22 protein-coding genes and 1 pseudogene are annotated in these 21,180 nt (G+C 44.1%); 10 read left to right on the top strand and 13 right to left on the bottom strand.

Annotation, left to right across the window (positions count from 1 at the left end; translation table 11 throughout):
- The first annotated feature begins 198 nt into the window (after positions 1-198).
- Complete coding sequence (locus AZ66_RS10825; protein WP_231586821.1) at positions 199-873, top strand: divergent polysaccharide deacetylase family protein; 675 nt, start codon at positions 199-201, stop codon at positions 871-873.
- Between the two features lie 120 nt (positions 874-993).
- Here the strand turns inward: AZ66_RS10825 and AZ66_RS10820 are convergent, their stop codons facing one another.
- Both AZ66_RS10820 and AZ66_RS10815 read right to left on the bottom strand, forming a co-directional pair.
- Positions 994-1,647 (bottom strand): FusB/FusC family EF-G-binding protein, encoded by a 654-nt coding sequence (locus AZ66_RS10820; protein WP_044354863.1) that lies wholly within the window; start codon positions 1,645-1,647, stop codon positions 994-996.
- A gap of 271 nt (positions 1,648-1,918) precedes the next feature.
- Positions 1,919-3,007: pseudogene (locus AZ66_RS10815) on the bottom strand (DUF3626 domain-containing protein).
- A 72-nt stretch (positions 3,008-3,079) separates the two neighbouring features.
- On the opposite strand from AZ66_RS10815, the gene AZ66_RS33740 reads away from it, so the two are divergent.
- Entirely contained in the window at positions 3,080-3,742 is a 663-nt protein-coding gene (locus tag AZ66_RS33740) for a YkoP family protein (protein ID WP_442950284.1), read from the top strand.
- A 173-nt stretch (positions 3,743-3,915) separates the two neighbouring features.
- A complete protein-coding gene (locus AZ66_RS10805; protein ID WP_156159947.1) occupies positions 3,916-5,373 on the top strand; it encodes an amidohydrolase family protein in 1,458 nt (485 codons plus the stop codon).
- A 126-nt stretch (positions 5,374-5,499) separates the two neighbouring features.
- Here AZ66_RS10805 and AZ66_RS10800 read toward each other — a convergent pair whose 3' ends face one another.
- Together AZ66_RS10800 and AZ66_RS10795 are read right to left on the bottom strand one after the other, a co-directional pair.
- The gene (locus AZ66_RS10800) at positions 5,500-5,694 is read right to left on the bottom strand and encodes a hypothetical protein (protein WP_156159946.1); all 195 of its coding nucleotides are present in this window, start codon (positions 5,692-5,694) and stop codon (positions 5,500-5,502) included.
- Complete coding sequence (locus AZ66_RS10795) at positions 5,691-7,886, bottom strand: penicillin-binding transpeptidase domain-containing protein (protein WP_044354857.1); 2,196 nt, start codon at positions 7,884-7,886, stop codon at positions 5,691-5,693. The genes AZ66_RS10800 and AZ66_RS10795 overlap by 4 nt, the downstream gene beginning before the upstream one ends.
- Positions 7,887-8,122: 236 nt before the next feature.
- Here AZ66_RS10795 and AZ66_RS30535 point away from each other — a divergent pair, with 236 nt between their 5' ends.
- Together AZ66_RS30535 and AZ66_RS10790 are read left to right on the top strand one after the other, a co-directional pair.
- Complete coding sequence (locus AZ66_RS30535; protein WP_082061533.1) at positions 8,123-8,335, top strand: cysteine-rich CWC family protein; 213 nt, start codon at positions 8,123-8,125, stop codon at positions 8,333-8,335.
- Between the two features lie 116 nt (positions 8,336-8,451).
- On the top strand, positions 8,452-9,039 hold the full coding sequence (locus tag AZ66_RS10790; protein WP_044354856.1) for a DUF421 domain-containing protein: 588 nt from the start codon (positions 8,452-8,454) through the stop codon (positions 9,037-9,039).
- A 108-nt stretch (positions 9,040-9,147) separates the two neighbouring features.
- On the opposite strand, the gene AZ66_RS10785 is transcribed toward AZ66_RS10790, so the two are convergent.
- Positions 9,148-9,759 (bottom strand): YqaA family protein, encoded by a 612-nt coding sequence (locus AZ66_RS10785; protein WP_044354855.1) that lies wholly within the window; start codon positions 9,757-9,759, stop codon positions 9,148-9,150.
- 738 nt (positions 9,760-10,497) lie between these two features.
- On the opposite strand from AZ66_RS10785, the gene AZ66_RS31340 reads away from it, so the two are divergent.
- On the top strand, positions 10,498-10,668 hold the full coding sequence (locus tag AZ66_RS31340; RefSeq protein WP_156159945.1) for a hypothetical protein: 171 nt from the start codon (positions 10,498-10,500) through the stop codon (positions 10,666-10,668).
- Entirely contained in the window at positions 10,649-11,266 is a 618-nt protein-coding gene (locus tag AZ66_RS10780; RefSeq protein ID WP_044354854.1) for a hypothetical protein, read from the top strand. The genes AZ66_RS31340 and AZ66_RS10780 overlap by 20 nt, the downstream gene beginning before the upstream one ends.
- Positions 11,267-11,459: 193 nt before the next feature.
- Here the strand turns inward: AZ66_RS10780 and AZ66_RS10775 are convergent, their stop codons facing one another.
- The gene (locus AZ66_RS10775) at positions 11,460-13,901 is read right to left on the bottom strand and encodes an ATP-binding cassette domain-containing protein (RefSeq protein ID WP_044354853.1); all 2,442 of its coding nucleotides are present in this window, start codon (positions 13,899-13,901) and stop codon (positions 11,460-11,462) included.
- A 220-nt stretch (positions 13,902-14,121) separates the two neighbouring features.
- Here AZ66_RS10775 and AZ66_RS10770 point away from each other — a divergent pair, with 220 nt between their 5' ends.
- Positions 14,122-14,826 carry a MerR family DNA-binding transcriptional regulator gene (locus tag AZ66_RS10770; RefSeq protein WP_044354852.1) on the top strand — a complete coding sequence of 235 codons (705 nt, stop codon included), beginning with the start codon at positions 14,122-14,124 and terminating at the stop codon, positions 14,824-14,826.
- Between the two features lie 57 nt (positions 14,827-14,883).
- Here the strand turns inward: AZ66_RS10770 and AZ66_RS10765 are convergent, their stop codons facing one another.
- The 5 genes from AZ66_RS10765 to AZ66_RS10745 all read right to left on the bottom strand — a co-directional run bounded on the left by AZ66_RS10765 (position 14,884) and on the right by AZ66_RS10745 (position 18,907).
- Entirely contained in the window at positions 14,884-15,444 is a 561-nt protein-coding gene (locus AZ66_RS10765) for a GNAT family N-acetyltransferase (RefSeq protein WP_044354851.1), read from the bottom strand.
- Positions 15,445-15,601: 157 nt separating this feature from the next.
- Complete coding sequence (locus AZ66_RS10760) at positions 15,602-16,186, bottom strand: RNA polymerase sigma factor (protein ID WP_044354850.1); 585 nt, start codon at positions 16,184-16,186, stop codon at positions 15,602-15,604.
- A gap of 278 nt (positions 16,187-16,464) precedes the next feature.
- On the bottom strand, positions 16,465-17,361 hold the full coding sequence (gene rpoD / locus AZ66_RS10755) for an RNA polymerase sigma factor RpoD (protein ID WP_021262698.1): 897 nt from the start codon (positions 17,359-17,361) through the stop codon (positions 16,465-16,467).
- 279 nt (positions 17,362-17,640) lie between these two features.
- On the bottom strand, positions 17,641-18,354 hold the full coding sequence (locus tag AZ66_RS10750) for an SDR family oxidoreductase (RefSeq protein WP_044354871.1): 714 nt from the start codon (positions 18,352-18,354) through the stop codon (positions 17,641-17,643).
- On the bottom strand, positions 18,341-18,907 hold the full coding sequence (locus AZ66_RS10745; RefSeq protein ID WP_044354849.1) for an NAD(P)H-dependent oxidoreductase: 567 nt from the start codon (positions 18,905-18,907) through the stop codon (positions 18,341-18,343). Before AZ66_RS10745 ends, AZ66_RS10750 begins: the two co-directional genes overlap by 14 nt.
- 161 nt (positions 18,908-19,068) lie before the next feature.
- Here AZ66_RS10745 and AZ66_RS10740 point away from each other — a divergent pair, with 161 nt between their 5' ends.
- Positions 19,069-19,410 (top strand): winged helix-turn-helix transcriptional regulator, encoded by a 342-nt coding sequence (locus AZ66_RS10740; RefSeq protein ID WP_044354848.1) that lies wholly within the window; start codon positions 19,069-19,071, stop codon positions 19,408-19,410.
- A 228-nt stretch (positions 19,411-19,638) separates the two neighbouring features.
- Here AZ66_RS10740 and AZ66_RS30530 read toward each other — a convergent pair whose 3' ends face one another.
- A complete protein-coding gene (locus AZ66_RS30530; RefSeq protein WP_082061532.1) occupies positions 19,639-20,040 on the bottom strand; it encodes a histidine kinase dimerization/phospho-acceptor domain-containing protein in 402 nt (133 codons plus the stop codon).
- A 282-nt stretch (positions 20,041-20,322) separates the two neighbouring features.
- Between AZ66_RS30530 and AZ66_RS10730 the strand changes: the two genes are divergently transcribed.
- The gene (locus AZ66_RS10730) at positions 20,323-20,742 is read left to right on the top strand and encodes a DUF1259 domain-containing protein (RefSeq protein WP_021262693.1); all 420 of its coding nucleotides are present in this window, start codon (positions 20,323-20,325) and stop codon (positions 20,740-20,742) included.
- Between the two features lie 67 nt (positions 20,743-20,809).
- On the opposite strand, the gene AZ66_RS10725 is transcribed toward AZ66_RS10730, so the two are convergent.
- Positions 20,810-21,180 (bottom strand): MarR family transcriptional regulator (locus tag AZ66_RS10725; RefSeq protein WP_044354847.1); only part of this gene is annotated, 371 nt, incomplete at its 5' end.

The following is a 21,180-nucleotide window of genomic DNA, read 5'->3' as shown; positions in this document are numbered from 1 at the left end:
TTTGTACGTTTTCGATGAACAATGATAAGCAAGGATATCATTGAAGCAAGCAAGAAAGCAGGTGCTGATGTGAAAGATGTGAATAAACGCTTATCATGCCGGGTTGCCCTTAGCCTAATGATGGCATTCCTTTGCCTGCCGTTATTCCCTGTTGACGTACAATCCTTACCTGATCAGCAGCATGGAGAAAAAACGGCAATGATCATTATTGACGATTTCGGGAATAACGCCAAGGGCACTACAGAAATTATGGAGCTGCCCTATAAAGTAACTGTTGCTGTTATGCCCTTCATGCCAAGTACAGAAAGAGATGCGAAGCGTGCGCATGCTGCAGGTCATGATGTAATCGTTCATATGCCGATGGAAGCATTGTCAGGCAAGAAACATTGGCTTGGGCCTGGAGCAATAACAACGGATCTGAGTGATGTTGAAATTCAGAAACGGGTACATGCAGCTATCGATAATGTCCCACACGCAATAGGCATGAACAATCATATGGGTTCTAAGGCTACAGTTGATGAGCGTGTTATGCGAAATGTGTTGAAAGTGTGCAAAGAACGTGGGCTTTTCTTCGTGGACAGCCATACTAATTTTCGCAGCATTGTTGGCAAAATCGCAAGCGAGGTGCAGGTTCCCAGCCTAGAGAATCACATCTTCCTGGATGATGTACATACGAAGGCGGCTGTTCATAAGCAGTTCATGCTAATGCGCGAGCATTTCCGCCGTCATGATGTATGTATTGCAATTGGGCATGTCGGTGCTGGCGGGAGAATTACAGCTGAGGTTCTAAAAGATCAGATGGTTAAAATGAACCAAGAAAATATCCAGTTCAAAAAAGTAGCCTCTGTATTAAAGAGTATTGCACCGCATTAAAGACTATTGAACTGTGCAAATTAACATGGTTATTATCCCAAGAATAGGACGATGTCCAACATGCAGAATAGAAGAAGAGGATGTCCGAATGGACATCCTCTTCTTCTTTAGCTCGTAAACTTAACCAATAATGCTGTGAATAAACATTTCCAACGTTGTTGTATCAGTAATGTTCTGATTGCAGGTATGGCTGTTCACGCACATATAATTACCAATAGCCTTGTAATAATCAGGCGTAGCATTCGCTGGTTTGGTTTTCGTTTCTGCTGTAAATAAGGCCACTTCTTCCTGTCGATTGCATAGGAAGCACGTACCCTTCTTCTTTGCTTGGGTAAATTTCCCCTCAATACCAACAAGTCGTCCGTCTAACTGATGGATCAGATACATGCGATTCGTTCCAATGTCCGTCCATCCAAGATACGTCGTATGGCGGAGATCCAGTCCCTCCATATTCGGAAGCTTCAGTTTCTTACTCTTTGGATAGAGCTTCTTCAGCTGCTTGTCAGTTACCTGTTCGAACTCAATCAGGTAAGGTTCCAGAGAAAGCAGGAATTGAGAGAATTCTTCCGTTTTGTCGAGTGTTGTAATCCGCTCAAGCAGACGAAGCTGCTGCTCTTCTGCCATCTGGAATGCCTCTGTAATCTTGGTGAACGCACTGTATCGTACTGTATCAACAATCTTGGGATCCGCTACTGTCTGACAAGTATGTTGAAGCAAAGTCGCTTGCTTTTTAATCAAATTATATTGGTGGTTTCTAATAAATGGTGTTGTCATGCTTTACAGCTCCTTATTTTGAATAGTTGAAGAAATAAGGTGCAAAGCCCATTATTAGAAACGATATAAGCGATCTTGGGCGACAATCATTCCTTCGTATTGTCCAGCCCCATGCAAAGTATCGCCCCTAAATCAGGCTTTGCATGAGTCGTTGCTGATTCTGGCAAAGTTTTTTGCCATCCCTTGCCACCTCCCCTGTTACTTAATAGTATAAAGAAAACCGATAGTTGTTGCAACTCATCTCTTTCCGTCGAACAAAAAACAGGTAGCGCTACAGCATGGGCTCCCCATATCTCACAAGTACATGCCACAGCAATTTCAACTCCTGAAGTACTTCCTTATCGCTGCCACGATCCATCCATTTAGACGGGTCGCTCCTTAATTCCATGACAGCATCGCCTATCACGCTGGCATCTACCCTGCCCTCACGAGCAATGCGCATTGCTAATGATGGCATTGCCGATCCTCTAAAGTCACTAGGCACCTCATGTGCCAACAACGAGAATCCCCTATGCCAGTAAAGCGCAATTGCATACTTACGGCATATTTCCTCCAGTGTCCTGCCGATGTGGGTATGTATGAAGGAGGGATCAGCGACTAGAATATCAACGTCATCCTGTAGTGAAAGGTCGCCATGAATTTGCGCTTCAATATATTCATCCAGATTGCGACTCGGTTCTCTGCAGGAAGGATTGGGAAATGAACATGCCAGCCTGCATCGTAATTGATTAATTAGTTTGCTTGGACTAAGATTTTTGTCCCCAATGGCACAGTTATTGCGATATGCATCTGTTAAGAGAGCCGCCAATATATCATCAAGCTCGTCATAGGTTCCCATTTCCAACGGATCTAGATGGGAATCCATATATGTGAAGGTACACCGCGTTGATACTTTGGGTGACAAGAGGAAATAACACGAGCCGAATCGAGGAGCGGGCCCGTCAGAATGAAGCATAAGGTTAAGCGCCCCATATTTGGGACGCTCGCTATTGCTCGTGCCTTCGCACTGATAGGCGCCGCCAAACAACTTTTTCTCCCAAAGATCGCGTTCACCTCCAGGATAAGCAGATACACTTCCATTGGATAGAAGCGTTTCAAATTGGCTTTTGTACAATCCTTGTTCCAAAAGAGCTTCAGCAACACTTTTCATGTTCAGGTCAGGTCTGTCCGGGTGGAAGTGTAGGGCAACTCTAGCATATGACTTTATCATTCATACAGCTTGGTCATATTCGGATTGTGAAATGGCGGAACCTTGTAATATGCCCGCTATCGTATGCTGTGCATTTATTTTTCGGCCTCTCGCATAGGTAGTCACAAAATGCAGCGCGGCTCGCTGCGAATTCGATAATTCTGCAGCCATTCGCTCCCCTCCTTATTAAGTTCCATATCATCATGTCACAATACTAATTAATCCTATTACCTGGCACATGAAATGCATCAAGTAAAGTCCTATATTCTCTGCAACTTCAACCTGTGGATAAAATCCTGTTGTTTAATCCAAATTATCATTAACTACGTTAAGGGGAAATTAGACCATATGAAACTAAAAATGCTGATCTTATTCGTATGGAGTATGTTAGATCCGATATATTTTTCGTTAACCCGACTGACCTTTCCTGAGCAATCACGTTCGAATATCTTCAGGGTAAGATTACTCCGGTATCGAGGCAGTACAATCATACTGTCTGACGGGACACGCATCGAACATAGCGATCTATTGGTAAAAATACATCTTCATAATGTTCGTTTGCTTACGGAAATTTTTTATATGGAGAATGGTGTAAAGAAGGGGCGAATTATTTATCGCACGGTAGAGCAGTCCTTGCCTGGGGTGTGTCGGCACATTCAAGCCCATCCAAAATTCCGTGAAATTAAGGCCATTATCGGTATTACGATGCTGCATCGAGGATGCACGCATTTGGGATTCGATATCATACAGATCCATAATCCGTTATATCGTGCTTTTAAATGGATCGGCCAAATGCCTATTCATTTTTTGTCTGTATCCAATCCGCTTAGAACCTGTACAAAGCAAAATCCTAGATTTTTACTGATGTCTACAGACTTGTTAATGGATAAATACGGAAGTGCATGACAATAAAGAAAGGGAGAGTTTTGGAAATTTATATTATTTTGGAGACGAGATAACATAATATGATGAAATGTCATATGACATTTCGTCACTATGCCGGATGACAAATGAACGAGTATATTCACCTTGAGCCATCTGTTAGGTGTGCTACACATTGGAGTAAAGGGTGATTGTATTTGCTCAAGAACAGTGTCATCATGTTGATTGTGATCGTTCTATCGGGAATGTTGGCTCGGCCTGCCTTTTCCTTAATAGAACCACCAAATCCAAGTAATAAGAATCGTTTAATTGTGCAGGACGTCACCATAGTGGATGTGAAGACAGGCAAGCTTAAACCAAATCAGTCGGTAGTCATTCAGGGCAACCAAATTACAGCAATAGCTGATACGACTGACGTTGATGTTCCTGACGATGCCCATGTGATCAAAGCTAATGGGAAATATCTTATCCCTGGTTTATGGGATATGCACGTACACATGGAAAATTACATGGATCGTGCAGTCCCTCACTTGTTAGCAAACGGAGTGACAGGTGTTAGGGAGATGGGCTCCAGCCTCCACCATGTTCAAGAGACGCGCAGCATTAATAATCAGGAAAAGTTGACTCCGCGCATTGTACAATCCGGTAAAGTTATTAATCAATTTCCAAATAATGAGGTTCCTTCGCATCACTATAATTTAAAAAATGAAGCAGCGGTTCGCAAAGCTGTACAACAGTTGAAAACATATCAGGTCGATCAAATTAAAATGTACTCCCAGATGCCTAAAGACCTGTATGCTGTGGCTATGGAGGAAGCGAAGAAGCTACAGCTTCCGGTTAGTGGCCATTTACCATTTACTGTACGCGCAGATGAAGCTTCTAACGACGGTATGAGAAGCTTCGAGCATTTGCATGGGATGCATATTGCTACAGCATCAAAGAAATCAGGTATTTTCAACAGTCTTGTTAAAGATACAGAAGCGGGTATTATTAGTAAAGATCTGTTGTTGTATGTCGAATACGAAAATAAAGCTGCAAAGCATTATGATGCTAATGAAGCCGGAAAGCTATTTGAGATCTTTAAACGGAACGAAACTTGGCAGGTTCCTACACTTGTAACGATGACAAGCTTAAATAAGCAGGTACCTGATGAAAGAGTGCGTTTTTTAGAACCTGCTGTTCAGAAGGAATGGGCAGCATTCATTGAAAATTGGCACAAAGATAAAAGAGGGGCTGCTATCAATCAGGAGCTGGAACAGAACAATTTGCAATTAGTTCGCAAAATGAATGAAGCTGGGGTACCGATTATGGCTGGCACTGATTCTACTTACTTGATACCAAATCTATATTACGGCTTTAGCCTGCATGAAGAACTTCAACTCCTAGTCAAAGCGGGAATAAATCCCCTGCAAGCCCTTCAGGCTGCCACGATTAATCCGGCTCGCTATTTGGAAAATGAGGATAAGCAAGGCACGGTAGAGGTAGGAAAGCTAGCCGATCTCGTCCTGCTAGACGCGAACCCGCTCGCAGATATCCGCAACACAACCCTAATCCATGCGGTCATCATGAATGGGCATCTAATCGATCGGACAGAGATACTCAAAAAGCTAAAAACATACCCGATTATTAAGGAGTTCTCTCGCAAGCAGAAGTAAACTGTGGTAAGAGATACGTGTCCGTACAACTATCGCTATGTTCAACTCGTAGAGCCTGAACCTACAAGGATTAGGCTCTACGAGTTGTTTTTTGTGGATTAATTACCAAAACAATTTACACTTAAGTTAACGATCAGATCGGTGCTCGCTCCGATCAAGCCCCAACAAGATATCCCGTTCATGACGGATACTGGCGATCTGGTTGTAAATTTCCTCACCGTCACTATAGATCCATTCGGATTGTACTTTTACATGATTTAATCCCGGAGCATTTGTTCCTGGATCCCAGAACACGGTGGGGTATTTCCGTTTTCTCATCATCCTCCCGGATACTTCGGTTCCAGCTTCACATGAAGGACGTGCACGCCGTTTTCACTGCTTTCCTTCTGTTCTACTACATATCCTTCGCCATCGACGCGTACCTTCCATCCGAGAAGCGAAGTAATTTCCATTACGTCACGCAGCGATTTGTCCTTAAAGTCCGGAAGTAGCAGCTTCTCAGGGTCATCCGTAAGCAAATATATGCGCTGTCTGACAGCCATCGGATCACCCGGCTTTGGATATTGGCGTTTCACTGTATCTCCTGCGCCAATCGTATCGAATACCATACCTTGTTCTGCAAGCTGCTGCTTGGCATCGCGCACCTTCATGTTTTGCATATCGGGTGCCGGTACGGTCGGCCGCGAGCCGAGCTTGTTACCACTAGACTTCGGATTCGACTGCAAAGAGGAGGGTACCCCCATGTAGTGCAGGGATTGGGATACAATATCCTTAAACATATAAGGAGCGACGAAACCGCCGCCTTGGTAAAAATCTTTCGGATCATCGACCACGACGAGCAGAACGATCCGCGGATTTTCTACGGGTGCGAAGCCGATAAACGATACGACCGCGCGGTCTTGATTATAACCCCCGTTAATAACCTTGATCGCGGTACCTGTCTTGCCTGCGACGCGATATCCTTCGATATAGGCATGTCTACCTGTACCGATCTCTTGATCGGCAACCACCTGCTCTAAATATTCACTTACTTGTTTGGCTACATTTTGATCGATAACCTCGCGCACGATTTCCGGCTTGCGCTCCGACACCTCACCGCTAACGGTATCTTCGATTTTACGAATAAGATGCGGCTTCATCAGATTACCGCCATTCGCCACTGCCGACACGGCCATAACCTGCTGGATCGGCGTCACCAGCACCTGCCCGTGACCGTATGAAGCAGCGGCCACGTCTGCCGCATATTCAAAGCGAATCAGTCCGCTGTTCTCACCAAGCATTTCTATCTCGGTCTTCTTGCCGAAGCCGAATTTCTCGATGTACGATTTCAATTTCTCTTCCTTCAATTTCTCGTAGCCTAGCTTGACGAATGCCACGTTGCTGGATCGCTTCAAACCCTCTAAATAAGTGATCGTTCCCCATGTCTGATTCACGTCGCCAATGGGTACTCCGCCGGCTATGATTTTGCCAGACACGAATTTGTCATCCGGATTGAAGATGCCCTCCTGTACGGCTGCCGACAGCGTCACGATTTTGAACGTCGACCCAGGCTCATAACGCGATTGGACTGCATGGTTATAAAAAGCGGATAGATCCTTGGCTTTCCAATATGAATTCGGATCAAAATCCGGCATATTGGACAGTCCCAGGATGTCGCCCGTTTTCGGATCAGCCGCGATGACTGTCATGCTTTTGGGCGTATATTTGTTATACACCTCGCGCATCGAATTCACGATATATTGCTGGATCGTGCTATCTATCGTCAAGTAGATGTTGCTGCCGTCCCGGGAAGGCTGAAATACTTCCGATGCTGTCGGAAGCTTATTTCCTAACCGATCCTTCTCATATTGTAGGAAACCGACAGTGCCTCGAAGCTGTTCATCGTACATTTTCTCAATCCCGCCGATGGGATTGTTCTGCTTATCCATATATCCAAGAACGTGTGAGGCCAGCGCATTCTTCGCATAGAACCGCTTGACCTCGGGCAGCAGGTAAAGACCGACGTCGCGCAATTTCGTCATATCTTTTAATTCCTCGATAAATTCGCGCAATTTCTTGGCTGTTTCGTCGTCCAACTTCCATCCTTCATTGCGCACCTCGACCTGAGGATAATATTCGTCTTTGCCGTCCTTTGTTCTCATTTTTCGTGTAAGCTCAAAGAGTTCATTCTCAGGCTTTTTCAGTACGGCATGCAACTTGTCTACGATGATGCGCTCCATATCAATCCGTTTCTCGATCAGATCCCCCTTCTTGCGGAGCTCCTGAATCACCTTGGGGCTTATCGCTACGGTATAAGTACGGGCATCCATGGCCAATACGTCGCCATTCTGATCATAGATCGTTCCCCTGATAGGAGTCAGCTCCTTCCTCACGGACCACGAATCTCTCGCTTGCTCCATCCAGAACGATTGATTGATAACCTGATACCAGAACAGCCGAACGAAAATGACCCCGAAAAAGATTGTAAAGATGGCTCCAATCAATAATGTGCGCAACTTTATTCGCTTGATCACCTTATCCCTCTTTCTAAAAGTAATTGCCATGATTATATAAACGTGGTACGTTTACGAGTTAGCAAGCGCAGCTCGGGCTTTCTATCAAATTAGATGCTTCAAAGCAGGAAACAGTTTCATTTTCTTTATGAAATTGTGCGCTGTGATGAAATATATTGGGTTAATGCTCACTGATACGCTATTATCTTGTATAGCATCAATTTCGCTATTAAACTTACAAAAAGCAGGTGTTTACCATGTCTGAGGTAGTAATCGATCCGAAAATATGTCCCTTGTGCGGCAATGAGAACCACTGCGCATACCAGGCAGGCCGCCCCCATCAGGAATGCTGGTGTATGAATCTATCGGTGCCGCAAGCGCTTCTGGAGAAAATCCCATCAGAATTTCGCAGGAAAGCTTGTGTCTGCGAGCAATGTGTCCGCACATTCCTCCGGTCTGAGAAGGAATGAGTGACATCAACCTTACGAGTAAAATTTGAACAAATATGCATACTACTGATGTCTGGAACACAGTGGAACGCACATGTTGCCTTCCCATCATTGACAGGGTCTGGAGGTAGTATGCTATGGATTTCTCATTCATTGGGGAAGCAGTCATTGTTCTCAGCTTTGGCTATTGTCTGCTTCGCGTTCTCGGTAAAAAAACGGTCGGAGAAATGACAGGCGTTGAGATCATTACGCTGCTCGCGATGGCCTCCATGATAGGACATGCTGTCAAAGGGGATGGTCTATTGCGAACATTGATAACCTTATGCGTCTTTGTCACTCTTCTCCTCACCATCCAATTCCTTGCCATTAAGTTCAATTGGGTCGAGAAGTGGTTCGTGGGGAGATCAACGGTAGTGATTGAGGATGGGGTTATTGTTGAGAAGAGTCTCAAAAAGCTGCGGCTAACTGTCGATCAGCTAGAAGCAAAATTAAGAACAAAGGGAATTACATCGTTGTCGGAAGTGAAAACGGCGACTATCGAGATGAGCGGTCATATCGGTTACGAGTTAGCACGACATGCTAAGCCTGTGACGATCGGAGAATTAGAAAGGATCATGAAAGCATGGAACAAGACTGTTCCGAAGCAGCCCCAGAAGGAAGAGAATTTATTCGACGAAGTTAAGCAGGATGGACACCGGAAAAAGATTGCTCCCCATTTGGAATGAAGCCCAACTGGATTTGTGCTATACGCAACCTACTATGTAAGGTACTCTCATACGACTGATGAAGATAACAAAAGGCCGCCCCATAGAGTCGACCTTTTTACAAGCTGTTTAATCGCTGATTGAGGTTGTATTGGCTTCAGTCTGTTCTAGTTTTGCTGCAGCTTTGTTTCTTCTTCTCTTGCGAATAATCAAATAGATAACCAAGATTGGAACAGCAATGAGGAAGATATACAGCGAGACGTGCTTAACCATTCCTTCCGCAGATCTGCCATACAAATAAAACAGCAGACCTACTGCATAGAACTTAACTGCTCTTCCGATTGCTGCATATCCGATAAGTCTCCATAGTGGGAAATTCATGCAGCCGGATAGAATCGTAAATACTTTGAACGGAATTGGAGTAAAAGAGCCAATAAGAATCGTAGTTTCTCCATTTTTCTTAAACATTTGATTGGCGCTGTCAATCCATGATTTTTTAAGGATTTTCTCCAAGACGGAGTGGCCTAACAGCTTACCGATCATGTAGCCTACTGGAGTACCGAGCAGACATGCAATATATCCTGCTGTTGCTAGCCATAAGGCATTTGATGGATCCAGTAAGCTTAATGGCACCTGCAAGAAGAAGGCTGGTACAGGAAAAATAACTGCATCTGCGAAAGAGTGGATGACTAGCCCCCATATCCCATAGTCCATTAGAAAATCAATGATGTTTTGAAACATAATCTACTCCTATCCGGAAAAATTCTTTCTATAAATTGATTGGTAAATCTCATTTTACCTTATTTCGTGTTGCGAATGATTACACTTTGGTAATGTTGACATTTGCTGTTTGGAAGCCAACTGTTATAGAAATGTACTCATTCACGCTCTCTGGTATAGACGTTTTTTTGTTGCCGCGTCCCTTCACACGAAATGGTGGAATATGCTACCAATACAATATTCGTTTCATTGGCCAATGCGCTAGGTAATATCCCCTACTGTTGTTAGTACGGGGCTAAAGTCCTAATCGTTTCAAGTAAAATAAGCATACTGATTTTTCATACAACTTGACAATGTTATTTTTATTCCAACCGTCAGTAAATTCTCGCCTTCCTCTCATTCCAAAGGTTTGCAATGACAATTATCTCTACTACGTTTATATGTCTTTTTCTATTTTAACATGTCACTCAAGAATTTTGGCAGAAAATGATGAAGACCGCTCCGTGGGCGTGAGCGGTCTTTCAATTGTGTTTATAGGTAATAATTGCTTAAAAAATGTCATTGATGCCTTTCCAAAGGGGAAAACAAAGTGTGATTTTCATTACGCATTGTTATTGTTTTAGATATTATTCGAAAAAGTGAACCAAATTCTCCTATGTTGTGTTTATATCACAGAAGCTGGCACAAAGGGATCCCAATCGATAGCGTCCAGTCTTCACATAATATAAAACTTGCATAAATGAGAGGAGTAATATTCACATGAAATACGCAAAGAAGGCAGCCGTTGTCGCAACGGGTATCGCGTTGTTGTTTGGCACTGCAAATATGACGGAGGCTTTCGCAACCGAAACAACCAATAACTCCGCGCAGGAAATGACAACGAAAACGCAGGTGGTTGATAAGGAAGCTGTTGAAGCGGCAAAAAGCTGAACTCTCCCAAAAACTGCAGGAAAAGAATACAGGAGACACATATCTGTTATATGTAAGCAATCCAAGTCTCAATGGCGGCTCCACATTCTTGTATTACCTGGATATGTTCAAATTCACAAATTATGATGATTATTTGAACCAAGCAGCCAAACTGGAGGGTCCAGTGCTGCAAAAGCCGGATGGCCTGCCTGAAGGTTATAAATTTGAAAAAGGAAACATCCAAGCCCCAATTGCAAAACATCTTAAGGAATTTCAACAAGAAGTGAAAGCGGAAGCTCAAGCTCAAGGAAAAGGCGTGTATTACAAAAAATTTGATTGGAACGAAATGGGCGAAATCAATCTTACATTCGTAAACGGAAAAGACAACTTAGAAATGCAAGTAACGCACAAACTTGGAAGAAATACGGCAAGCAGCGGATACCGGTTCATCAAATCAAATGAAGTTGATGCCGAACAAGGCAAGATGATCCCTGGCTTGATTCGAAACAAGCTGATATGGTCAGATCAGGATCATCTTTATAGCATCACAACCAATCCGGGCAACCCGCTCACCAAAGAAGATTTGATCAAGTTTGCAGAAACGGCTGTAAAGAAATAAGAAGGATTATCCTAGCCTGGTGACGTAAGCAGATATAAAAGCAGGCGACCCAAGGATAAATGCAGACAAACTTAACTCGGGTTCTGAAAAACGCCAGCCAGATCACATCATGGATCTGGCCGGCTTTTTTCGCATCCAATTGAAATGCATTGACTTCGTATATGTTATATGACACTACCCCAGCACGGTATATCTATATCGATAAATAGATCCCTGTACAAGAGGCTTCAGAGCTAACGATTTGCTCCGGTGTACCTGCCGCTATGACCTGACCTCCAGAGTTGCCTCCGCCTGGCCCCATATCAATGACCCAATCTGATGCCGCAATCGGATCGGTATTATGTTCGACCAAGATTACGGTATTTCCGGCATCTACAAGCTTATCCAATAAAATATATAGTTTGTGTACATCGAGCGGATGCAAGCCCGAAGACGGTTCGTCCAACAGATACAGGGTGTGACCGTTAGCAGGTGCACTCAGTTCCCTAGCAAGCTTTAAGCGCTGACCTTCCCCACCGGATAGCGTTGTTACAGATTGTCCCCATTGAAAATAGCCAATACCGACGTCACACAACAGCTTGAGCAGCTTCGCCATTTTTTTGTGATCCTTAAATAGAGATAAACTCTCTTCAATACTGAGCTCTAAGATATCAGCTATGGTGTAGTCGTCATACGTAACGGCCAGAACTTCCGGAATAAACCGCTTGCCATGACAAGTTGGACATTGCACACGCAGATGCGGGAGGAAGTGCATATCGACTTCAACAATTCCGAGTCCTTCGCACTGTTCACATCTTCCGCCAGGTGAATTGAAGGAAAAATATTTCTCGTTCAAGCCACGTGCCTTCGCTGCTGGAAGTGAGGCGAACACCTTGCGAAGCAAAGTATACAGATCCGTATAAGTTGCCACACTCGAGCGCTGCATTCGTGATATGGGAGATTGATCTACAGTAATGACGCTGTTAACTTTATTCAGCCCTATGACTTCCCGGCAGCCTTCAACTCGGCCTCCACCGTCGCTGGCATTTGCCAACAGATCGAATACGAGTGTCGACTTGCCAGAACCTGAAGCTCCAGATACCGAGATCAGACTGCCTAAGGGGAATGACACGGATATCTGCTTCAAGTTATGAAGGGTGGCCTCATGAATGGAGATGACATCCCCATTGCCTTGTCGGCATTTGGATTGGATACGTGATTGCGCTCTAACAATACGTCCTGTCACGGAAGAAGACTGTTCCATAAGTTGCTTGAGCGTACCTTGCCCAACAATCTCTCCTCCGAACCGACCTGCCCCCGGTCCGATATCAATAATGTGATCGGCCTGCTGCATTACACGTGTATCATGCTCTATCATCAGCACGGTATTGCCCATATCGCGCAATTCCTTCATGACCTCAATCAGACCATCTGTATCCTTCGGATGAAGGCCCGTTGTCGGCTCATCAAGGACATACAACACACCAGTTAACCCAGAGCCAAGGATCGATGCTAGCCGTAATCGTTGCGCTTCTCCTCCTGATAATGTGATCATCTGTCTGTCGAGCGATAAGTAGCCAAGTCCTACAAGAATGACGCGCTTTATTTTGCCAAGGAGTTCTTCGAGTACGGCAAGAAGGATCATATCGCCTTCCATACGAGACTTCGCATGAACGGCAAGCAACCAATCATTCAGCTCTTCTAACGAGCATCTCGCTAAGCTAGGCAGGGTACGTCCTTCGACGGTAACTGATCTGCTCTCGAACTTCAGACGATCTCCTCTGCAATCGGGACATGATTGAGTCGTAAAATAAGCCGCCTCGCTTGACTGCCCATCCCGCTCCTTGTACTTTTGCCACATTGCAGTTAGTACACCTTTAAATCTGCCTTTGCCAACTGTTTTGGGCGGTTCAATATGCGGGAAGTGACATGCAAATGCTTCGCTCTCCACCCCATGCTTCAATAATTCCCATTGTATAGGGCTGAAACTGTGCAGCGGCCCACTCATATCTAAGCCATAATGCTTCCCTGCCGCCTCAATAATGTTGGTTTGATAATCAGTTAGGGATTCGTACCAGAAGGTTACGGCGCCTTCACGAATCGTTTTCTCCTTGTTGAAAACAGCCTCAACTTGAATATCGACTATGATCCCTAAACCACTGCACGTGGAACACGCACCGCTTGGTGTATTGAAGGAGAAATCCGCCTTCGTCAGTGGCATGTATGGCTGTGAGCAGGCTGGACACTTCATTGACTCACCCGCAACTTCTACGGGAGAAGGAGATATGCTCTCTCCACAGAACTTACATGTCCTAACTCCCTTTTTCTCATAGACTGTCCGCAAATACGTGTACATATCCGTAATCGTCCCAACAGTTGATCGAGGATTGCGGTTCGTCACATGCTGTCCAATCGAGATAGACGGTGCAAGTCCAGTAATCGAATCGACATTAGGCTTGGCAATGGATTCAGCGGATATTCCACTAGACTCCACATACTGCCTCTGGCATTCCCGCTGCAGTATGTCCATAGCAAGTGTTGATTTACCCGAGCCGGAAGGACCCATAACCACGATAAGCTGATGCTTTGGAATGTCTAATGTCACATTTTTTAAATTATTTTCCCTTGCGCCTTGAATACGGATAGCGTCTTTCATGCAGCACCCTCCATCGTTCTAAAGTGACGGTGAAATACGAGTTACATGATCCACTTTACAACATTCATGCAAGTGCTAAAGTTTTATAAAAAAATGTGTTGATACACGCAGATTTATCGTGCAATACATTAGCACGGTGCTTTAAGGTTTTACTAGAAGATTTGATTTCATGGGAAACGAACTGATACAGTAAGGTCATTACTAGCTGAGGAGGAAAGACATGCAGTATTACAAACCTTTGGATATCGCAAGGGCACTTCATATCAGTACGAGTGCTCTTCGGCATTATGAATCATGGGGAGTGGTTCCTGCACCGGATCGCGATGTGAATGGATACAGGTTGTACACTGACGTACATCTTGCTTATTTTCGATGTCTTCGTGCGATGTTCCCTGGCTTTGGGGTGGGGCTAACTTGTACAGTTCTCAAACATATGCAGAAAGAAGAGGTGGACGAAGCCTTCTGGCTTGTCAATGAGGAACAGGCTAACTTGCATCAGGAGAAGGTTGTGGCGGATCAATTATTAACGGTATTGGAGCAGATTGACCTCCCGACTATAGGGAATAAGACCTTCAAGAGCCCAATGACCATCGGCGAAGCTGCTGAATATACAGGGGTTGCCGCGTCCGCCATCCGGCATTGGGAGAAGGAAGGGTTAATCATCCCGGAACGCAATCCCGAGAACGGGTATCGGATGTTCAACGCGCTGCATATCCGCAAAATATTGCTGCTTCGCACCTTGCGCAGTACGTTATATTTTCTCAAAAGCATGAAAGAAATTGTAGATGCTCTTGACCATCACAGCATCGAGCAGGCCAAGAAAGTGACGGAGAATGCTATCCGCAGCCTCCATGATCGAAATCGACAGCAATTCCGAGGAGTACATGAACTTGTTAAACTGTGCAAGGTGCTGCAGCTGATGTAACAGTTATCGTAAAGTGACTGCAACTAAGTTGTCGCTTCTGCTGTATTCGTGTATACGTTACTGTACCTTTTTCACCATATGTTCATAATCTTCCCCTGCAATTGTTATGATCTTACCATCTGCTGTATACCCTTGTGCTTCATACAATTGCTTCGCACGTGTGTTCGCAACGTTCACTAACAGCGAGGCGATGCTGAATCCGAATTGAGCTGCTTCTAATTCGAACGCCTTCATGAGCTTCGTTCCGATCCCTAATCCACGTTGAGAAGAATCTACAGCCAATGAATCCAAGTAGTACTCTTCCCCTTCTGTTTCTTTGATAAGTTGAACAGGATTTCCTTGAAGAGTAGATAAACGTTCCTCCAATGGGCGATCTAATTCGACCAGCTTGTACCCCGCATAAGCCAATGCATAGCCGACGGGTACATCTTCTTGCAACCAGACCATATTGTTCTGCCAGCTCAAGCGGTTGTCGGGCTGCTTAAAGAATTGCTCGAGAATGCGCATCGTCTCATCTCTGTTCATAGTTCCAGATAGTTCATAGGCGATGGTGCCGATCGCCTCCATCATCAATGGGATAATGTACTTGCTGTCTTCTGGTGTAGCTTTGCGAATCATGAATGATACCTCCTGAAGAGTAATGACAGCTGATCATCGTCTAGTATTGCCCTCCTGAGAGATGAGAGTCATCCGTAATAGCTGTCAACTATTATTGTACACATGTCCAATGATGAATGGTCAATGATAAATAAGTTGTAACTATTTACATAATTGGTCAGGAACAAATATCACCACTGTCATACTGCTTGCGTAAATATTTCTTTCCTCGAAACAGTCTGGATTTCACCGTATTGATTTCAAGGGACAAGACATTCGATATTTCTGCAAGCGAATATTCCGATAAGTAACGCAGCCGGAACACATCTCGATATGCATCAGGCATTTCATTCACGATGTTAATTACGTTGTGTTGAACTTCTCGATCAAGAATTTGCTGTTCAGGTCCTTGAGTCTGATCCTGCAGTGTTTCGATTAATGGTTGTTCTTGATTGTCGTAGGCAATGTTCTCCGTAAAATGTACGGCAGGTTTACGACTACGCTGCCGTATGAGATCAATGCATAGATTTTTTACAATAAGCTTCATCCAGCTGCATATTTTGCAAGAAAAGTTGTACCGATGCAAATTTCGGAAAATGCGAATATACGCCTCTTGTACAACATCCTCTGCATCTTGTTGATTGCGGACATAGCGATAAGCGTGCTGAACTAGCAAGCTACGATATTCGATATATAATTTCGTATATACGCGTTCATCTCCGGCGATTACGAGTTGTTGAATCTGATCTATGCTGGTGTTCATTGTTCCTCCAAATATCCTTAACCCAACGCGCTAACGCAATATGTGTATACTTGCTTGGGTACGTTATCGTGCTCTATCGAACATACAATAACATAAACTTATGAAGATAATATGAAGTTCAAATGAAAAATAAATGATATTCCCCAAAATCATAGTTACAATTTGTTGCTTTTCATGCTTGTAGGTAGAACACCTGTACAACTTGAACGAAAAGAAGCTGCGTTACACTCCAATCCGTTGAAGTGTAACGCAGCTTCATTCATTTGCATATCATTTCATTATTCGATGTAGTCCTTCAAGCGTTTGCTGCGGCTCGGATGTCTTAACTTGCGCAAAGCCTTCGCCTCGATTTGGCGAATCCGCTCACGCGTAACACCAAATACTTGCCCTACTTCTTCCAATGTCCGAGTACGACCATCATCGAGTCCGAAGCGCAAGCGAAGAACATTCTCTTCACGTTCAGTGAGCGTATCAAGGACGTCACCTAGCTGTGTCTTCAAAGACTCATAGGCTGCTGATTCTACTGGAGATTGGGCGTCCTGATCCTCGATGAAGTCGCCAAGCTTGGTATCGTGCTCTTCCCCGATTGGTGTTTCCAGTGAGATTGGATCTTGAGAGATCTTCATAATCTCGCGAACCTTCTCTACACTCAATTCCATTTCCTTAGCAATCTCTTCTACCTCAGGCTCTCTGCCAAGCTCCTGCACCAGCTGTCTGGAGACACGAACAAGCTTATTGATCGTTTCAATCATATGAACAGGAATACGAATCGTTCTTGCCTGGTCGGCGATTGCGCGCGTAATTGCTTGTCGAATCCACCATGTGGCATAAGTACTGAATTTAAAGCCTTTTGTATAATCAAATTTATCTACAGCTTTAATCAGACCCATGTTGCCCTCTTGAATAAGATCTAAGAGTGACATGCCTCGCCCGGCATACCGTCTTGCAATGCTTACGACCAAGCGAAGGTTAGCTTCTGTAAGCATTTTCTTCGCTTCTTCATCACCTTCTGCAATACGTTTAGCCAAATCTACTTCTTCTTCGGTGCTTAGAAGACCAACCCGGCCAATTCCCTTTAGATACATCCGCACAGAGTCATCTATCTTGACTCCTGGAGGTAGTAAATTAATATCTGCATCTGAATGAGTTTGCTCATTGTGTTCTTCGTTAGTCAAACTGTCGCCCCCCTAAAAGTATGCGTACGTATTCGAGCCGTTTTTTTCCGGTATGTGAGTGAATTACTCATAATTGACAAAGAAAAAAGTCTATGATATGATTTATTTTAATTGCATGTAAAAATTAAGAGCACACACTATAGTAACATATACCTAGTAATTTTTCAATACTAATATTTGTATGTTGATCATACAATGAACCCCCCGGCATGAATGCCGGGGGGTTTTATGTTTCTCATCTGTGAATTATGCTGCAAAGTGCTTATGATGGAGCTAGCTTTACGTTAATACGTGACCGCCATCTACATGGATAACGGTACCGGTCACGAACGAATTCGTGAGTAGATACATTACACTCTGTGCAGCATCTTCTGGAGTTCCTACACGCTGTACGGGAAGACGGCTTGCGATCGATTCATACAATTGCTGGCGTGCTTCTTCAGTCATCTTGCTTCGAGAAGGTGTATCCATGATTCCTGGTGATACAACGTTTACCCGAATTGGCGCAAGTTCCAACGCTAACGTCTTTCCCATATTGGATACAGCGGCATTGGCCGCGCCGAGAATAGATGAACCGATCATCGATTTATAGGCAACAACGCCAGAAAATAACACGATTGAGCCATTAGGAGACAGCTTTGGAGCGCCGTATTTGACTGCATAATACTGTCCCCAGAATTTATTCTCGAACAATTGTCTTGCCTGATTCGTATCCGTCTTCAGGAACGGGCCACCAGACGTCTCTGCCGCACTTACGACAAGATGATCGAATGATCCAATATTCTGAAAGAATCGCTCTACCTCATGTTCAATCGTGAGATCAAGCTGATGAACCGATGCTTTCATTCCAAGCTGTTCCTTAGCGTGCTGCAGCTTGTTCTCGGAACGGCTTGCAATGACAACTTCAGCTCCATGCGCAATCGCTTGCTTAGCAGATTCAAATCCGATGCCGGAGCTGCCACCGATAAATACGACCTTCTTATTGTGCAACATGTTCATCTGTGAATACCTCCATTAAGTGCTGCTCAAGATTGGCAATATAGTGATCAATGTTCGGGTTCTTAACTACATCGTAGCAGGAGAAGCTTGTTAGAGGCTTCATACCGAGAAACTTGTGTATGCGATGAAGGTGACTTAGCACATTGTCCAAGCCTTCCCCCTCAAAAAATTGATCCTTACTCTCAAATGCAGAGAATGGAGCGTTCCAAGTCGTGGAGAGCATGTATTTCTTGTCTGTCAGCAATCCACCTGCACCATATTGATCGGAACCAGTAAAGAATGTACCGTATGCATACACCTCATCCATATAGGTTTTGAGCAAACCTGGTACACTGAACCAATAGATTGGTGTCTGATAAATGACAACATCGGCCCAGTAAAATTTCTCCTGTTCTTCCTCGATGTTATAACCATTTTGGATAACTGTTGTGTTGATATTGTGGTGTGGACGTAGCACACGAACCATGTTCTCCATTAAGGTATTGTTCAGCTTCCCTTCAGAAGAACGGTATTGTTGATGACCGTTAATAATCAGAATATTTTTCATCGGATTCAGCTCCTTGAGTGTGAAGTATTGGCTGCAAGAACAGTATAATACTCAATAATTCCTTTAAGGAAGTACTGATATTTTATTCACCTTATTTCCGTTAGGGAAGTATTGTGGTATGATGGGACGTAACATCTAAAAATTGTTGAGGAGGATCGATCATGCTTCATCCATCTGAACCTGTAACATTGACAAAAGGAACCCCTGGTCAAACCTGCCCCATCGCGAAAACGCTCGATATAATCGGTACGAAATGGACGTTTTTGATTATTCGTGACTTGTTGATCGAGGGAACAATGCGGTTTAGCGATTTATTGAAAGCTATGGATGGAATAAGTCCGAAAACACTCTCGCTTCGCTTGAAGGAACTGGAGCAGCATGACATTGTGGTGAGAAAAGTATACCCTGAGGTTCCTCCCCGCGTAGAGTATTCGCTAACAGATAGAGGAAAACTGTTGGAAGGAACATTCATTGAGCTGAAGAGATTCGGATTACAGTTATAAATGCAAATAAAGCCGGAGCAAGCACTGGCTGCCTGACTCCGGCTATTGATACAGAACTTCATTCGCGGGCAGTCGTTCACATCAAGGTGAGCTTCTTCCTCCACCTCCGTTCTTGACCAGCATCGTTGCGGAATACGAACGTGACCTCACCATTCTCTCCCTTTAACTGTTCGTCATAGATAAATCCTGAAAATTGATGATTTCCGCTAATATAGAAGCCATTGCGATTTATTCGTGTTCATTGTTGTCACCTACTTCACCTATTGATCGAGCTACTGTGAAATAAAACGATACGCCATCTTTCGTGTTCTCTACCCCATACGTGCTTCCGTGCAGTTCAAGAATATGCCTGCAGATCGCCAGCCCTAAGCCTGTTCCGCCAGATTTGCGATCCTTTGAGCACTCACCTCGGTAAAATTGCTCCCATACCCGTTGAAACTGTTCTTTATCCATAATCAATGCATTCATCTTATCTACTTCAGACAGAATGTGAGCTACATAACGATCACGCTTGTCATATGCAACATTGTCCTGCAACCCTTCGGCGAACCCCTTGACAATTCCGAGCGGGGTCTTTAGTTCATAGGAAATGTTCGCGATCAGTTCTTTGCGGAGCCATTCCAAAATCATTTATGTTCATCATGTGTACACGGTATGATATGGCTCAACATGAGTAACGTGCTTCAGCTTCCTTATGAATCCAATCATTTGAACCTCAATCGAGATACGCGCCTAGACATCGTTATTCCAAGAGACATACATTGTGTTGACAATAGAATTACGACAATCGGAACAGGCAAGAGAATGATGAATTTCCATGCACGTATTTACTTACGTAGAACGACCGTTGTTTTTGTTCATTGACGTTATGACGCGTTTCTGAATTGTGTTCGTATAGGAGGTTATCGGTACATGATGTCCAGTGAGGAACGTCTTTGTCGAAAGTTCGCAATGATCATTGAAGGTCAACCAGGATTTGCAGGTGGTAAATGCGTAGCTACGATATCTCGTCAGCAGATTCGGGCATTTATTTTAGGAAAGAAATTCGGCGTAACTTCTTCTTTTTCATTTGAATCCCTAAATAAGAGAACAGGCAAAGCATTATGTTTAGGCAGAGTAGCCTTATTACAAAAAGAAACGAACCGTTTCCTATCCGCTATTCGCGAGCAAGGTATCCTCGTATCGTCTGTACACAGTGAATGGCTGTTTGAACGTCCTCGCTTAGTCTATGTCAATATTGAGGCTGTCGAGAAGCCATTGATCTTCGCAAGAAAGATCAGAAAAGCATTGAATCTAAGTGTCAAGCAGACTAGACTTGCTCCAGCTAAGTGAGGCAATTCCTTGTTGTAGGACGAGAGCCCAGTCCGCATGCTCATGGACTGGGCTCTCATAGGAGTACCTAACCTCGCGTATCTAAATTCTCGTGTATGGATGTCCAATTGTTCAGTATGTCCCGAAACACCTTCTGGATAATAAGTAGCTCATCTTCGTTATATGGATCTAGAATTCCCAGAAATCGTTGTTCCAGTTCATGATGCACATCCTCATGCAGTACATTCAATTTCCTTCCCTTGGGGTTCAAGCGGAAATAAACCTCTTTCTTGTTATCGCTTAGTTGGGTTCTTCGTATGATGTCCATAGATAAGAGCTTGGAGCATATTCGAGATACTGTCGCTTTAGATGTTCGTAATCGTTCCGCGAGCGCCGTCACATTAATAGGTTCATGCTCTCCAATACTGGATATAACGTGAAGTTCTGTGATATTCAGCT

It is taken from the genome of Paenibacillus sp. E194, from assembly GCF_000935845.1.
Taxonomy (GTDB): domain Bacteria; phylum Bacillota; class Bacilli; order Paenibacillales; family Paenibacillaceae; genus Paenibacillus_B; species Paenibacillus_B alvei_B.
The sequence above is the reverse complement of the archived record's forward strand: the minus strand, read 5'-3'. Positions and strand labels throughout refer to the sequence as shown.

Bases quoted from the DNA above. Each gene is read 5' to 3' on its own strand.
- AZ66_RS31340 (WP_156159945.1), top strand. From the start codon at position 10,498: ATGAAATACGCAAAGAAGGCAGCCGTTGTCGCAACGGGTATCGCGTTG.
- AZ66_RS10770 (WP_044354852.1), top strand. From the start codon at position 14,122: ATGCAGTATTACAAACCTTTGGATATCGCAAGGGCACTTCATATCAGT.
- AZ66_RS33740 (WP_442950284.1), top strand. From the start codon at position 3,080: ATGCATCAAGTAAAGTCCTATATTCTCTGCAACTTCAACCTGTGGATA.
- AZ66_RS10790 (WP_044354856.1), top strand. From the start codon at position 8,452: ATGGATTTCTCATTCATTGGGGAAGCAGTCATTGTTCTCAGCTTTGGC.
- AZ66_RS10750 (WP_044354871.1), bottom strand. From the start codon at position 18,354: ATGTTGCACAATAAGAAGGTCGTATTTATCGGTGGCAGCTCCGGCATC.
- AZ66_RS10800 (WP_156159946.1), bottom strand. From the start codon at position 5,694: ATGATGAGAAAACGGAAATACCCCACCGTGTTCTGGGATCCAGGAACA.
- AZ66_RS10745 (WP_044354849.1), bottom strand. From the start codon at position 18,907: ATGAAAAATATTCTGATTATTAACGGTCATCAACAATACCGTTCTTCT.
- AZ66_RS10765 (WP_044354851.1), bottom strand. From the start codon at position 15,444: ATGATTCGCAAAGCTACACCAGAAGACAGCAAGTACATTATCCCATTG.
- AZ66_RS10730 (WP_021262693.1), top strand. From the start codon at position 20,323: ATGATGTCCAGTGAGGAACGTCTTTGTCGAAAGTTCGCAATGATCATT.
- AZ66_RS30535 (WP_082061533.1), top strand. From the start codon at position 8,123: ATGTCTGAGGTAGTAATCGATCCGAAAATATGTCCCTTGTGCGGCAAT.
- AZ66_RS10820 (WP_044354863.1), bottom strand. From the start codon at position 1,647: ATGACAACACCATTTATTAGAAACCACCAATATAATTTGATTAAAAAG.
- AZ66_RS10785 (WP_044354855.1), bottom strand. From the start codon at position 9,759: ATGTTTCAAAACATCATTGATTTTCTAATGGACTATGGGATATGGGGG.
- AZ66_RS10775 (WP_044354853.1), bottom strand. From the start codon at position 13,901: ATGAAAGACGCTATCCGTATTCAAGGCGCAAGGGAAAATAATTTAAAA.
- AZ66_RS10740 (WP_044354848.1), top strand. From the start codon at position 19,069: ATGCTTCATCCATCTGAACCTGTAACATTGACAAAAGGAACCCCTGGT.
- AZ66_RS10825 (WP_231586821.1), top strand. From the start codon at position 199: ATGATCATTATTGACGATTTCGGGAATAACGCCAAGGGCACTACAGAA.
- AZ66_RS30530 (WP_082061532.1), bottom strand. From the start codon at position 20,040: ATGATTTTGGAATGGCTCCGCAAAGAACTGATCGCGAACATTTCCTAT.
- AZ66_RS10760 (WP_044354850.1), bottom strand. From the start codon at position 16,186: ATGAACACCAGCATAGATCAGATTCAACAACTCGTAATCGCCGGAGAT.